Here is a 14874-nt window from a genome sequence, read left to right on the forward strand (position 1 = left end):
CTGACAACCAATGGCAAAAACTAAGCCCCACAGCATCCTCCGCCGCTCCCCGGGGGCTGCCCCTGTTATAAATACGATTGCGAGGCTTTCGTCATGAACTGCACATTGTCAGTAAATACGAGTGCTTGTTTGAGCCGAAGGCGAGTTAGCACAGGAGTATTTACGAATCAGACATGTGCAGTGAATAGAAAACGTAGCAAGGTATTTATAACTGGGGCAGACCCCCGGAGAGCGGTGGAGGGTGCTGTGGGGCTTTTTTATTCGGATGGTCGGCATAAAAGGGTTGTCCTTTCACCGAAGCAAAATAAAAGAGACAGTCAACGTACGACTGCCTCTTTTGGAGAAGGTATTTTGTTACTTATGGGGTGTAGCCAAAACTATATAATGTATTGGGGGGTTACAAGTATTATTATATACAAATACTTGTAAAAGTCTGCCCAAACATTTTTTTATTTTAAAAATTTTATTGTGCAAAACAGAGAGCGGCGTTTTTTGAAATTATTCAAAAAACGCCGTTTTTGTGCAACATGTACAAATTTTTATTGGTTTTCATTCAATTTGTTCGTGTTACTATTGTCTATATTGTTGAAGGCTCTGCGTTTGCAGCAGAATTTGCATTTGGTACATCATCAAACAATGCTTCAAACTCAGCCCGGTCGATTCTCTCTTTCTCGAGAAGAAGAGCTGCACATTTATGAAGGATGTCTTCATGTGCTTCAAGGATCGCTCTGGCATCTGCATAACATTCATCGATGATACGCTTCACTTCCTTATCGATCGTTCCGGCAACCTTCTCACTGTAATTCTTTGCATGGCCAAGATCACGTCCAAGGAATACTTCTTCCTGATCATCACTTTCGTAGTTGATCAGACCAAGCTTCTCAGACATACCGTACTTGGTAACCATTGCTCTGGCATACTGGCTTGCCTGTTTGATATCCTGCGAAGCACCTGTTGTGATATCCTCAAGGATCAGTTCTTCCGCGATACGTCCGCCAAGGCTTACCTTGATATCCTCTAACATCTTTGCCTTTGTCATGAATACGTTATCATTTTCAGGAAGCGGCATCGTATATCCACCTGCACCGGTTCCGGTCGGGATGATAGATACGGTATAAACCGGTCCCACATGAGGAAGCAAATGGAACAGGATCGCATGACCGGATTCATGATAAGCGGTGATTCTGCGCTCGCTCTCCGGTACCAGACGACTCTTCTTCTCTCCACCGATTCCAACTTTGATAAATGATTTATCTACATCTTCTTTTACAATATAAGCACGGTTATCCTTCGCTGCACAAATCGCAGCTTCGTTCATCAGGTTCTCCAAATCAGCACCTGCAAAACCTGCCGTTGTTCTTGCAATATCATTCAGATTTACATCTTCTGCAAGTGGCTTATTCTTTGTATGAACCTTCAGGATCTCTTCTCTACCCTTGACATCCGGACGATTTACGAATACCTTACGGTCAAAACGACCAGGTCTTAAGATCGCATGGTCAAGAATATCCACACGGTTGGTTGCTGCAAGAACGATAATTCCTTCATTTACACCGAAACCATCCATCTCAACAAGCAACTGGTTCAAGGTCTGCTCTCTCTCATCATGTCCACCGCCAAGTCCGGTACCACGCTGTCTTGCAACAGCATCGATCTCATCGATGAAAATAATACATGGAGCATTCTTCTTTGCTTCGTCAAACAGATCTCTTACACGAGAAGCACCGACACCGACAAACATTTCCACGAAATCAGATCCCGAAATGCTGAAGAACGGTACCCCGGCTTCACCTGCAACCGCCTTTGCCATCAATGTCTTACCGGTTCCCGGAGGTCCTACTAACAGAACACCCTTAGGGATTCTGGCTCCAACCTTTACGAATCTTCCCGGATTCTTAAGGAAGCTGACGATCTCTTCCAGATCTTCTTTCTCCTCATCCAGCCCTGCTACATCTTTAAATGTAACCGTCTTTCCGATATCTTCATTCTTCTTGGCACGGCTCTTTCCGAAGTTCATCATCTGTCCGCCGGATCCACCACCCTGGATTCGTCCGATCATGAATGTCATGATAATGACCATAATGATCATAATGATCAGATATGGGATCCACATGCCAAGCATGCTTTCCTTCTGCACATCATACAGATTGTACTTTGCCAGTTTTACCTGATCCTCTGCAGAAGCTGTCGCATTCTTCTTATCAACTGCTGCTTCATAGTCATTATAGATCTTAATAATCTCATTAACATCTGCCGCATAGAATGTAAGCTGTTTTCCGGAAACAAACTCCACATCTACGGTTGCTGTCGGCACATTTGTATTCTGTGTAATATCTACCGCTGCGATGTTTCCCGCGTTCAGATCTGCCGAAAATTCCGTATAGCTGTAATTGGTCGCAACATTACTGCTGCCACCCAGCCATTTGTTGATCAGCAGGAATCCGACAATAAGGATGATCGCATAAATCACAACAGCACTTCTTGCTCTCTTCTTATTCATTGTCTACTCCTTCATCTTGGTCTGTCTTTTTATATAAACAGTCTGATATCTACTGTTCAATCACTCCGATATATGGAAGGTTCCTATACTTCTGTGCACAATCAAGTCCATATCCTACTACAAAACGATCCGGGATCGTAAATCCTGTCATATATAATTCAACCGGAATCACACGTCTCTCCGGCTTATCAAGCAGAGTTATTACCTGCATGCTCGCTGGCTTTCTGTTATTTAATAATTTGATCAGATACGACAGCGTTCTTCCTGAATCGAGAATATCTTCAACGACGATCACATTTTTTCCTTCTATTGATTCATCCAGATCCTTATTCAACTTCACAATTCCTGATGATTTCGTATCATCTCCATAACTGCTGACCGACATAAAATCCATGGTTACAGGAACCGTGATCTTCTTCGCCAGCTCACACATGAAGAATACACTTCCTTTTAATATTCCGATCAGATGAACGGCCTTTCCTGCATATGCTTTATCAATAGCTGCTGCCATCTCTGAGATTCTGTTATCTACTTCAGTTTCAGATATCATGACTTTAATCTGCTCTTTCATCTTCATTTTCTCCTTCTGGTATATATTCTAAACATATTACTCTTTTTGTATCAGGCCGTACCTTGTACTTCTCACTCAACCGGACGCCCACTGCCCAGATGATGTCATGTCCGGAAGCTACAAGCGGTATCTGCAAACGCTCTGCCACCGGTATCTTGCAAGATGAAAATAACCGGTTTATCTTCTTCGTTGAGCCATCTGATGCGATCACCATATAGTCATTTTCCATATATTTCCTGATAGTAATGCCATTCTGTATTCTATCATAATCTGCAAACTTCGTATACTCTTTTTTTGTTAAATCTAAATGAACAGATTTCTCAAATATTTCAATCTTCATCCTTCCCATTCCGGGCAGGATATATTCACCTGCACCTTTTATAACTATCTCCTGCCAGTCGATATCGCGTGCGCCCTCTGCTGTCTTCTCAAAACACAGGTATCCATAATTCTGATATACCATTCCACCATGCGGAAGCATGATCCGGCTTCCCGCAGCTGCCTGATACAGCTTCTTCACTTCTCTTACATGGTTCTGACCGACATCCTTTCTTCCGCCGCTGACTCTGCCAATCAATTCTAAGATCACAAGATCCTCGATCAGTTCATCCTGTTCCCGTAGCTTCCTGATTTCCAATACATATGCATCTGTTTTTCCGGTCTGTTTCCGTATCTCCATATGTTCATCCAGAAAATATCCTACCTGCTTCGTCACATAGGTATCATACATAGCCGCATAGGCTGCTGCCTGACTGATATGTGCCGCTACCTGTGTGTTTATCTCATTAAGTGCCGGAATCACCTGATTACGGATCTTATTTCTGGCATAATCATTTTCCAGATTTGTGGAATCCGTACAATACTGTATCTCCTGCTGTTCCAGATAAGTCTCAATCTCCTGTCTGGTACATGAAAGTAACGGACGCACGATTCGGTCCCGCTTTACCGGTATTCCGGCCATTCCGGCGATCCCCGTTCCCCTTACCATGTTGAGCAGTACCGTCTCTGCTACATCATTTTTGTTATGAGCAACCGCTACCTTATAATCAGAAAGGCCACGCCTGTCTGCCGTCTGAGAAAATGCCCCATACCGTGCATTTCTTCCCGCTTCTTCCTCCGTCAGTCTCTGTTCCTTTGCAAGCTGCGGCACATCGATATGGTAACAGTCACATGGTATTCCAAGCTTCTTACAATACTCTGCCACATAAGATTCATCTGCATCTGCCTCTGTTCCGCGGATCATATGGTTAACATGGACAGCATACAGCTTGAGCTCCATTTTCTCCCGAAGTCCTGCCAGAACCGTCAGCAGACAGATGGAATCCGCTCCGCCGGACACACCAACGATGCAGACATCTCCTGCTTTAAGCAAATTTTTTTCTTTTATAAATTGATAAATCTGTTCTTCTAATGTATTTTCTGTCATCTGTTTTCCACACCTGTCCGTCTTCTATGATTCGGATATTCGATCATCTATATTCATTACCTGTATCTTTGTATGTATATTGTATAAACGTTTCTTTAAAATCCTGCATCCACCGATATATGCAGCTTCGTTATTTTACATCCGGTCATATACATTTCTTCGTTATCTTAATACAAGCCTGCCATAAATTTCAAGTAACAAACCGGAAAGTTTATGCTATTTCCAATTTTGCCACGATCACCGTCACATCATCCTCAAGTCTGCCTTCACAACGCAGAAGCACCTGTGAAATGATATACTCCAGCGTTTCCTTGCAGTCCTCCGTATCCAGATTCTCCAGGATCTCACGCATATCCTCTTCATCCCCAAACGCTCCATCACTCACCATCACCAGTCGATCCTCCGGTTCCAGCTCCTGATGGATCACATCACATTCTGCCTCCGGCAGAACTCCGATTGGAAGTGACGCCCCACAAAGAACCTCGATTCCCTCTGAATGTATAATATATGTCGGTGCTGCCCCCTGCTTATACTGTGTCAGCTCCCCGTTGTACAGGTCTACGATTCCCATATCAAAGGTTGTAAAACACCGTCCGCTGTTTTTTTCGGAAATGCAATTATTGGAAAATGCAATTCCATAAGAAGGGTCAAAGCCAGCATCCAGCAGTTCTTCCATCGTGTCAATCATCAACGTACTCTCGCAGGATGCAAGGCTTCCGCTTCCCATCCCATCCGAGATCATCATTACAAGTCTGCCATCCTCATGCTCCTTCACCGAAAAATTGTCTCCCGATACATTGGAACCATATTTCTTGATTCTTCTGACAAAATAACTGCAGCGATACCTCGCACATTCCTCAAATGTGATCACACGGTCATTTTCAGATATGATCGCTGAAGTATCCTCGGATGCCCGGATTGGCTTATCAAAAACCTCTGAAAGAATGTCTGCTGCATCCTTTGACAACATGATTTTCTGATTCTTTGTTCTGGCTGTTATATAATACTGTACATGATCCATTTCATTCTTCATCGAAGAAAGGTGCGTCATGATCACCCCCTGTTCCAGAAAGCGCGTCCGCAACTGCTCCTCCCGGTTAAACGGAACCGGTTCTGCCGTTTCCAGATTATCGGAAAATCTTCCGATCATATCTCCGATCTCACCCAGATCTACCTTGGCAGCCGCCGGGCCACATCCGGCAAGCGTATATTCGATCCGTTTAAATGCCCCGGATAATTCCCGTATTTTCTCTGCCGTTATCCGGTTGATTTCCGTTGCTGTCTGAAAATTATACTGCGACTGGATCCATCCATCCCTGACGGTAAGCATCCATTTTGGTGTCGCTGCAAATAACAGCACTGCACTGCCAGCACTTTTTATCCCCTCAGGTGTCAGAAAATACGGATCGTAAGTAAGTCCGATCAATACACATGCAAGCAGCACTGACACAATAGTGCCTGTTTTCTTCTTATCCGATAATGCTCTGCCCGCAAGCACCAGGATCGCACAGATAAAAAAACTTCCGACAAATTCTGCTTGTCCGCTTTTGATCGCTGTGATCAGACCACATACACCCGTTACCGCCATTCCATATCCGGCTCCAAACCGATGCAACGTATACCAGGACAGATACAGACCGGTCATCAGCAGCCAGGTAACAACTCCGCCTATTTTATATGGCATTCCCCATATACATACTGTAACTACTATCAGTATTCCAAGCAATTCTTCATTATAATGATCCCGTTCCCTCTTATGCAGCAGGATAACCTCCAGACCTTTGCGGAATGCAGGAATCAATCCTGTCGAGATCACCGCCTCGCAGCCGGCAGCCGGCAGGGCATTCTGCACCGGTTCGACCATCAGACCACAGACCGTACTGATTCCAAAGACAAGTATGGCACATATGCCAGCCAGAATCCACCGGATATTGGTTCCATATGATTGTTTCACACCTTTTCGTTTTGTCTTTTTTCCACTTCTGTCTGTGTATTCGGACAGGTTTCTCCGAACTCCCTCCGTCAGGTTCAGACCGACCAGAACACCGATCAGGATCAAACTATATTTTAACAGAAAATATGTAACCGGAAGCTGCTGTTCCCCCATTACATATGGTCCCATCTGAAAAAAGCTTCCTGCATTCCAACCGCCGATTCCATACATAACTGCTCCGCCAAAGAGCATGGCTGCAAACAACCCAAACGTACTTTGTCTGATGCTGTAAACTGCTGCCAGCATCGGAACCATAAACGGATGCATTCCAACAACCGCAGAATGGCCGCACAGAAAGCCCAGCAGATACAACAAAACCCGATTCACCTTTTTTTCTTTCATATATATGTCCTCCCTTTTTGCCTTAAGTGTCAGACATTATACGGAGACTGAACGTAAAAAAAAAGCGAAAGCTGAAAACAGCTATCACTTTTCTTTGACTCTTTTTTATATTTCTTTCTTAATTCTGTGTTTATTCTTCAGGGCGAATCACTATTTCGTCAGGATATACCAGCCCAAGCTGATTTCTTGCAACATCCTCAACGTATTTCTTCGTCTTCATATAGTCTTCTTTTTCTTCCAGTTTCTTATGCTCGTTCTGTGCATCTTCAATCTGGGCAGTAATCTCTGCTGCCTGTACCTGCAGCTCTGCTTTCTTCTCCCTTAACTGAATCGACTTCACCAACACGACAACAACCAGTAAAAGAAGAGTGATCAGAATAATAGCGGTACTGATCTTCGATTGTTTTCTTCCGGTATTGCTTCTACCCATGGTCCATTTCCCCTGTTTCCTGCTTCTTTTCGAACAGACCTGTTCTGCTATAAAAACAGTTCTTTCGAAGTGTATTGACATAATTTTACCTTCTCGAACAAATTATGTCAACAAGCATTTTTGCCTTTAAAATCACTTTTCTCAACCCCATTTTTATCCCATACAATATGTAGTCCAGCAGTCTGGAAACAACCCAATTTATAGTAGCAAAATACACCCCGGCTCCCGAAAAAAATCCTAAAAAAATATACAGCCGAATCTCTCCGCTATTATAATAAAACATCACCAGAATAACCATTGCACATAATGCAAGCCAAAACGTCAGATCAAAAATACCGATCCAGGCGCCATGCATCTTTATCACTTTTTTTAAAGCATAAAAACAGCTTATCAGAAAACCAATGATTACGCCGCATAGCACACATACGGCAAACGCGGTTGACTGTTGTTCCATCATTTCCGTCATTATTTAAACAACCTCTTAAGCGAAAATGTTCCGTCCTCTTTATCTGTCATATAACAAATACAGTCAACCTTTCCATTCATGTCAAGAACGCCCTTGTCAATATCCAGATTCGTCATATGCATATCTTTTCCGGTCAGCTTCATCTTTCCGGCCTTTGTGAGAAGATATACCAGATCCGGTTCAAACGAGATTACCTTTTCCACTCCGGTTATCTTTGCTTCCTTTCTGGCATCCATGATCAGTTTATGTCCATCGGAATTTCCTGTGCTCTGTACCTTCTCCATGTATTCCCCTTTTCCAAAAAGCCTTCAGAAGCTTTCTTAAGTCTGTTAGAACAGTATATGAAGCTTATACCTGCAGTAGAACCTGTTCTCAATCCCATATCTCAACAAACAATTCTTCCAGCTTGCCGATATTGATCAGTTTTGACTGATTTTTATTTTTTGTTCTTTACCATCTCTTAGCCATAAATTTATATCCATTCGTATTTGTAAGAGTATAATTCCCCACATTTGCCACATACTAACTCTAAAGCTAAAACCTAGCAAAAAAGGATGTATTTTTATTACAACAAAAAATCATTCTTACAAAATATGGGTATTGGAGGAAAATTAAGTATGAGACCCACAGGAATTGTCAGACGTATCGACGATCTGGGCAGGATCGTTGTTCCGAAAGAGATCCGGCGTGTGCTTCGGATCCGGGAAGGTGATCCCCTTGAGATCTTTACCGGAAAAGACGGCGAAGTTATCATAAAAAAATATTCCCCGCTCGGCGAGCTCGGAACCTTTGCACAGCAATATGTAGATTCCATTTCACAGATCCTCGGCTGTCCGGTATGCGTCACTGACCGCGATCAGATCATTGCAGTAGCCGGCATGCCAAAGAAAGAGTTGGTCGGCAAATCCATCCACAAGGATCTGGAGGATGTCATCAATGACCGGGAAGCTGTAATTGCCCGCCGCGGTGATACAAAATATGTCAACATCACTTCCGATGACACTGACTATGCCGGACAGGTGATCCAGACGATCATCTGTGAAGGTGACGCGATCGGAGCGGTCATTGTATTGAGCAAAGATGACAAAATGCGTTTCGGGGAAACTGAACAGAAAACCGCGATCATTGCTGCTAATTTTCTCGGAAAACAGATGGAGAACTAATTCTATGTCATTTGCCTTGAGAAATGGCGAAAAATCAAGGTTTTTCAAGGCAAAATGGCGTTCTAACCTTGACAAATACTGGCATTTTAGGTATAAATATACATGTTGGGGCGTGATCTACGCCAGGAGTTATCCGGTTTAGCTCACCAGGATAATATATTATGAGTATTTTAGGAGGATTTTTTCGATGAACAAGACTGAATTAGTTGCTGCTATGGCAGAAAAGACAGAATTATCAAAGAAAGATGCTGAGAAGGCTTTAAAGGCTTTTACAGACGTTGTAGCTGAAGAATTAAAGAAGGGTGAGAAGGTTCAGTTAGTTGGTTTCGGTACATTCGAAGTTGCTGAAAGAGAAGCAAGAGAAGGTAGAAACCCAAGAACAGGCGAAACAATGACAATCGCTGCTTCTAAGTCTCCAAAATTCAAAGCTGGTAAGGCTTTAAAGGATTCACTTAACTAGTTTTTATAGAACGAATCAAGTACTTAAGGGATGCTGCATCGTATAAATCAGCATCCCTTTTGCTTTTCTATTTTCTGGAATAGTCCGTCTGTTTTCCGGAATAATCTGACCGCGGTCTTGCATGATATGATTATTTGCGGAATAACCCAACTGTCTTCTGGCAATACTTCTGGTAGATGCAAAAACAGCGTACTGCCGGTTGTTCCTGCATACCTGTTATATGTATCAATTCATTAAATAAGCAGGAGGCAATAACTATGGTCTTAAAAGAAAAGGAAAAACAGGCGATCAAGGATCTTCAGACACTGGAACAGGCCTGCATTGACAAATACGACAAATATGCAGCCCAGGCAAAGGATCCTGTGTTACAGGAATTATTTACCACGCTGAAGGGAAATGAACAGAAGCACTATGACAGTCTGGAGCAGGTTCTGACCGGAACCGTACCAAGCTGTAACTGCAATGACAGTGATGGCAGAGACTACGACCCAAAAGCTACCTACAGCCAGCTTGGACAGTCTCAGGATAAGAAGGATGATGCCTTTCTTGCAACAGACTGTATCACCAGCGAAAAGCTCGCATCCTCTGAATATAACAGCGATGTATTCATATTTGGCGACAGTACGATTCGCAAGCTTCTAGCTGACATCCAGGTTGAAGAACAGAATCATGCCGAAATGCTCTTCAAATACAAAACAGTAAATGGAATGGCATAAGCCCTCCAACAAAATACTTTTACGACTATATAGAACACCATCATTTAAAATACAAAAGGAGATATACAAATGAGATTAGACAAATATTTAAAGGTTTCACGACTGATCAAAAGAAGAACCATCGCAAATGAAGCCTGCGACGCCGGACGTGTTATGATAAACGACAAGGTTGCCAAGGCATCCACTGATGTGAAGGTCGGCGACGTTATCGAGATTAGCTTCGGTAACAAAACCGTCAAAGTCGAGGTAACGATGATTGCCGACTCCACTAAAAAAGAGGATGCCAAAGAAATGTTCCGCTATTTGTAATGTCTTTCATGACGATATAAAGTCTGCATACCCGGTTGCTATATAAACACATGACTCATTTCGTTTCTACTCGATACACTCGTCCATTTGTCAGCAGTCGCCCAAACTCACCCTTACGGGTTCAGACATGGGCTTGGTGCTGACAGCTAGAGTGTATCTCATCACGAAACTACATGAATGTCATTGTTTATTATATAGCAGCCAGATACGCAGACTTTATATCTGTATGCAAGACAAAAACAGGTGGACTATCTACAATAGCCTGACTATACATTGACATTAGCGAGAATTTCGTAATGAGATGCACAGTGCCAGTAAATACGGGTGCCTGTTTGAGTCCGAAGGACGAGTTGGCACAGGAGTATTTACGAATCAGGCATGTGCAGCGAATAGAAATCGCAGCGAGTCAATTATGGTCAGGCTATTAGAGATAATCCACCTGTTTTGTCCGCCTAGTTTGAGGTCTTGATTTCGAGTTCCGGCATAGTGGAGGCAACCTTGGTGTTGGCAGGGATGGACTTCGTCACGAAGGTATTTCCCGCCACTACGGAATTTGCACCAATAATGGTCTCGCCACCAAGAATGGTTGTATTCGCATAGATAACTACATTGTCTTCTATGGTTGGGTGACGTTTGACACCGGACAACTGCTGGCCCTTTCTGGTCGACAGCGCACCAAGGGTAACACCCTGATAGATTTTTACATTATTTCCAATATCGGTCGTTTCGCCGATAACGATTCCGGTTCCGTGGTCAATAAAGAAATATTCACCAATATTGGCACCCGGATTGATATCGATTCCCGTCTCACCATGTGCATATTCTGTCATGATCCTTGGAATAAACGGTACCTTCATCTGATAGAGCACATGTGCGTATCGGTATACAAATATCGCAAATAACCCCGGATAGGAGAAGATGATCTCTTCACGGCTGTTTGCAGCCGGATCTCCGTTATATTCTGCTTCTACGTCTTTGCAAAGAAGTGCCTGAACCTCCGGTATGCAACGGATAAAGCCCAGAGCTTTCTCCTGCGCTTCCTCTGTGATCTCCTGATAGCTCTTAGCATCATTTTTATAGCTCAATGCCACCTTGATCTGACGGAATAATTTATCATATATCAATGACAGCTTATGTCCTGCAAAATACTCCTTATTGGCATATGCCATATTCTCTCTCCCGAAGAAACCCGGAAATGTTACTTTCCGTAATTCATCCACAAAATCAATGATCTCATCCTTCTGTGGAAGTCGTTCTCCGAGTGACAGATCAAATAATTTCTGATCCGAATAATTCTTATTTAACGCCTCAGCCATTTCTGCAACGACTGCTTTTACATCATTTTCAAATTCCATTCCAGTCTTACTCCATTTCATTTCCTAATATCAATATATGCAACACGATATCATATGTCCTGTAAAACATTATTCATCTCTAACTGCATATAGCATTAGTATAACATCTCAATAAAAAATGTAAATAATAGTTTTTTCAGTTCACTTCGATGGAAAATACAAATAATGTTTTTCAGCTCCTTGCTATTTCCTGTCATAATCATATCCCGGATGGATTCTGTTCTTACTCTTCAGTTTGGTTATGATCAGAGCAAGCGTCTGCATTTTAACCGGCTTCTCAACCTGACCGGACATACCTGTTATAGCTGCCATCCGCATAGCCTCTGGTGTTGCGTGATAAGTCATTGCCAGAATCGGTATCGTTTTTGCCTGAGGATGATCCATCAGCCGGATTCTTCTGGCTGCCTGATAGCCATCCATATCCGGCATATCAGCGTCCATCAATATATACTGGAACTTTTCATGCTTTGAGCGTTTAAACATCTTCAATGCCTGCTCTCCGCTCTTTGCTACGGTACATTCCGCTCCTCTTTTGGTCAATGCCTCCTGCAAAAGCAGTCCTTCCATATCATTATCGTCGACCAGCAGGAAACGTTCGCCTACGAATGCGACCCTTGGAAGTGCTTCACGGATCTGTCTTTCTTTTTCCCGTTCTTCCTCTGCCTCTCTTTCAGCCGCTTCCTCTTCGGTTTCTTCTTTCAAAGCCCCTTCCTGTGCTAACCGGTACTCCCGGACGGTTTCCTCCATCACGGCATTCATACGCCGCAATTGTACATTGTTTTCCCGGTGCATATCAGCCGTCTGACGCTCATATTCATACCAGGTTCTCATATGGATCGCTCCGACGGTTCCTACTGCCAACACTAACATGATACATGCTATGATCACAACCGTTACCATCCATGAGCCTGACACCTTCTTCTGATAATCCGTCAATACACTCTGTACCACTGCACATGGCGCCTGAAATACGAGAAAGAACTCCGTTCCCTCTAATGGCTGGTAATAGAAATATTCAGCATTTTTCCCTTCATACAAGGTTACACAATTCTGTCTGCCTTCACTGAAATCCTCTGTGATCTGTGCATACTGCTCTTCTTCGATCACAGACTCGTCCAGATAGTGATCAAGGATATTATAATTGCGCACAACGCCCTCATTATTATCCAAATCTGCATATGTAACCATGCTGTCTACATTTGTCACATAGAGTTTTGCCTGTCCCCCATATGCAGAATCAACAAACAGATCATTTACCCTATCTGTATTGTAAATAAATGCTATGACTTCATATTCATTTCCATTTACATAGAATGCATCATATTTTTTTGCTACAACTAATATTTCTTCTCCGTTTCTCCAGGTACAATATTGGACAGACTGACCGCCAACATCAAACAGAGTGCCCTTTGTATCACCCAAATCCAATGTTCCTGTTTTGCCATCATCACAGATATATTTTCCGGTATGATCAACGAATACGATATCCCGTACAGAATCATTCTCCATAGCTATAAAATAATCTTCATAATCTGCCAGTACAACAGACCTTGTTTTGTCATCAAACAGATAGTTCTCAAGACGTTCTGTTTCTTCATACATTGAATTGATCTGCATTTGATAGGAATGTTCTACCTGTTCCATCATTGCTGCGATCGTATTCTTACTGGATATATCAACATATTGTTCAAATTTGGAAAATACATTCCCACCCCAGATAATAAGTGCTATCAGAATAGCACTAAATAGAAATAATAGAAATGCAACTTTTTTATCCCGTTGCGTTCTGACATATGTTATCTTACTCATACGTTTATAGTCTCACCTTCGAGACCGTCCCCCCTTTTTCTTTTTTCCGTTTTTCGAAAGACCTTATCTGATTTTCTTCCATCAAGATCTCTCTAGCATTGCAATTACTATAACCGATATTTCGACATTGTGCAACTATTTCTTTTTTCAGTTAGAATTCATTCACTATATTTCGACATAAACAGCAGAGAAAAGCACCCTGATATGCATTTCTGCATACCAGAGTGCCTGACCTTTACTTTTTGTTTTTATAGATTCGTTTTATTTACGATCTGCACGATCTTTTTTCTTTTTTACAACAATCACTGTTACAACTCCTGCTGCACTGAGCATAAACAGGATTACAAGTGGCATAAGCGGAGCATCATCGCCGGTTTTTGGTGTATCCGGTGGAGTGGAAGGTTTGTCTTCCGTTGTCGTGATCTCCGTAGTGTCTTCTGTCTCAGTTGTATCTTCTGTTTCAGTTGTGACCTCTGTGGTATCTTCCGTTGTGGTTGTAACCTCTGTGGTATCTTCCGTTGTAGTTGTAACTTCTGTCGTAATCTCTGTTGTAGTTGTCTTATCATATGTATCGACAAATGCAACATTTACTGTTTCATCTACAACTACTGTTGCTTCTGCTGACTTACCATCCTTTTGAAGGCCTGTTCCTACTACGTATTTGATGCTGCTTGTTTCATATCCATCAATATCATACTGTATTTCTTCAATGGTATAAGTTCCAGCCGGTTTATTCAGTTCTAATGTATATTTCTTTGTCGATACATCATACTGGAAATCGGTCAGTGCATATGTCTCGGAATTACCTGCTTCGTCTGTAATCTTGAACTTGATCACATTTTCAGCTTCTGCCTTATCGACATCACCAACAACGGTCTTTGTTAATACAAGTTTACCCTTTGTGCTGGTTCTTGTATTTGTAATTGTAATCTCACCTGTTGCAGGATCTGTTGTTATGCTGTCGGTATATTCCTTAGGTACATTTACTTCCTTGACCGTATACTGGATTAATCCGTTTGCATCATATTTCGGAAGATTATCCCAAGTCTTTGTCCAACCATTGCTTTCATCAAGCTGTACCGGAATTCCTGATATAGTTGTTCCGGCATAAAGCTGTACCGTTACAAATCCAGGTCTCTTATTGGCCTTGTTGTTATTATCGTTCCATGCTTTCTTAACAGTTACGGATGTAGTCAGATATGTATATGTATTTGTTACGGTTGCATTGACAACTGTATCCTTTGTTACATTTACATCACCCTCACCACTAACTACCAGATCATAGTTCGTAATTGCTGTTCCGGTTTGCTCTTCGCTTACATTATATGTGCCTA

At 42.5% G+C, this 14874-nt stretch carries 14 protein-coding genes; 4 read left to right on the plus strand and 10 right to left on the minus strand.

Features of this window, described 5'->3' with window-relative positions; all coding sequences use genetic code 11:
- Positions 1-577: 577 nt before the first annotated feature.
- The 7 genes from ftsH to WKT03_RS11910 all read right to left on the minus strand — a co-directional run bounded on the left by ftsH (position 578) and on the right by WKT03_RS11910 (position 8012).
- The gene (gene ftsH, locus WKT03_RS11880; protein ID WP_021944615.1) at positions 578-2500 is read right to left on the minus strand and encodes an ATP-dependent zinc metalloprotease FtsH; all 1923 of its coding nucleotides are present in this window, start codon (positions 2498-2500) and stop codon (positions 578-580) included.
- Positions 2501-2549: 49 nt separating this feature from the next.
- Positions 2550-3071, minus strand: coding sequence for a hypoxanthine phosphoribosyltransferase (gene hpt / locus WKT03_RS11885; RefSeq protein WP_021944616.1), 522 nt, complete (start codon positions 3069-3071; stop codon positions 2550-2552).
- A complete protein-coding gene (tilS, locus tag WKT03_RS11890; RefSeq protein ID WP_117785869.1) occupies positions 3055-4497 on the minus strand; it encodes a tRNA lysidine(34) synthetase TilS in 1443 nt (480 codons plus the stop codon). Before tilS ends, hpt begins: the two co-directional genes overlap by 17 nt.
- A 211-nt stretch (positions 4498-4708) precedes the next feature.
- Entirely contained in the window at positions 4709-6832 is a 2124-nt protein-coding gene (locus WKT03_RS11895; RefSeq protein ID WP_117785868.1) for a SpoIIE family protein phosphatase, read from the minus strand.
- 130 nt (positions 6833-6962) lie between these two features.
- Positions 6963-7262, minus strand: coding sequence for an FtsB family cell division protein (locus tag WKT03_RS11900; RefSeq protein WP_117808147.1), 300 nt, complete (start codon positions 7260-7262; stop codon positions 6963-6965).
- A gap of 85 nt (positions 7263-7347) precedes the next feature.
- Complete coding sequence (yabQ, locus tag WKT03_RS11905) at positions 7348-7728, minus strand: spore cortex biosynthesis protein YabQ (RefSeq protein ID WP_021943526.1); 381 nt, start codon at positions 7726-7728, stop codon at positions 7348-7350.
- Positions 7728-8012, minus strand: coding sequence for a YabP/YqfC family sporulation protein (locus WKT03_RS11910; protein WP_021943527.1), 285 nt, complete (start codon positions 8010-8012; stop codon positions 7728-7730). Before WKT03_RS11910 ends, yabQ begins: the two co-directional genes overlap by 1 nt.
- 333 nt (positions 8013-8345) lie before the next feature.
- Here WKT03_RS11910 and spoVT point away from each other — a divergent pair, with 333 nt between their 5' ends.
- The 4 genes from spoVT (at position 8346) to WKT03_RS11930 (ending at position 10376) form a co-directional block, all read left to right on the plus strand.
- Positions 8346-8891: a stage V sporulation protein T gene (spoVT, locus tag WKT03_RS11915; protein ID WP_021943528.1), complete on the plus strand. Its 546-nt coding sequence runs from the start codon at positions 8346-8348 to the stop codon at positions 8889-8891.
- A 187-nt stretch (positions 8892-9078) separates the two neighbouring features.
- The gene (locus WKT03_RS11920; protein WP_008402552.1) at positions 9079-9351 is read left to right on the plus strand and encodes an HU family DNA-binding protein; all 273 of its coding nucleotides are present in this window, start codon (positions 9079-9081) and stop codon (positions 9349-9351) included.
- 257 nt (positions 9352-9608) lie between these two features.
- On the plus strand, positions 9609-10067 hold the full coding sequence (locus WKT03_RS11925) for a ferritin-like domain-containing protein (protein WP_021943529.1): 459 nt from the start codon (positions 9609-9611) through the stop codon (positions 10065-10067).
- 69 nt (positions 10068-10136) lie between these two features.
- A complete protein-coding gene (locus WKT03_RS11930) occupies positions 10137-10376 on the plus strand; it encodes an RNA-binding S4 domain-containing protein (protein ID WP_117785864.1) in 240 nt (79 codons plus the stop codon).
- Between the two features lie 452 nt (positions 10377-10828).
- Here WKT03_RS11930 and epsC read toward each other — a convergent pair whose 3' ends face one another.
- The 3 genes from epsC to WKT03_RS11945 all read right to left on the minus strand — a co-directional run.
- Positions 10829-11731, minus strand: a complete 903-nt coding sequence (gene epsC, locus WKT03_RS11935; protein ID WP_021943530.1) for a serine O-acetyltransferase EpsC — start codon at positions 11729-11731, stop codon at positions 10829-10831.
- A gap of 183 nt (positions 11732-11914) precedes the next feature.
- Positions 11915-13540: a response regulator gene (locus tag WKT03_RS11940; RefSeq protein WP_340392237.1), complete on the minus strand. Its 1626-nt coding sequence runs from the start codon at positions 13538-13540 to the stop codon at positions 11915-11917.
- Between the two features lie 261 nt (positions 13541-13801).
- The coding region (locus WKT03_RS11945) for a Cna B-type domain-containing protein (RefSeq protein WP_340392239.1) at positions 13802-14874 on the minus strand (1073 nt) is incomplete at its 5' end.

The organism is Coprococcus sp. HCN-4056, assembly GCF_037892645.1.
GTDB lineage: Bacteria > Bacillota > Clostridia > Lachnospirales > Lachnospiraceae > Coprococcus > Coprococcus ammoniilyticus.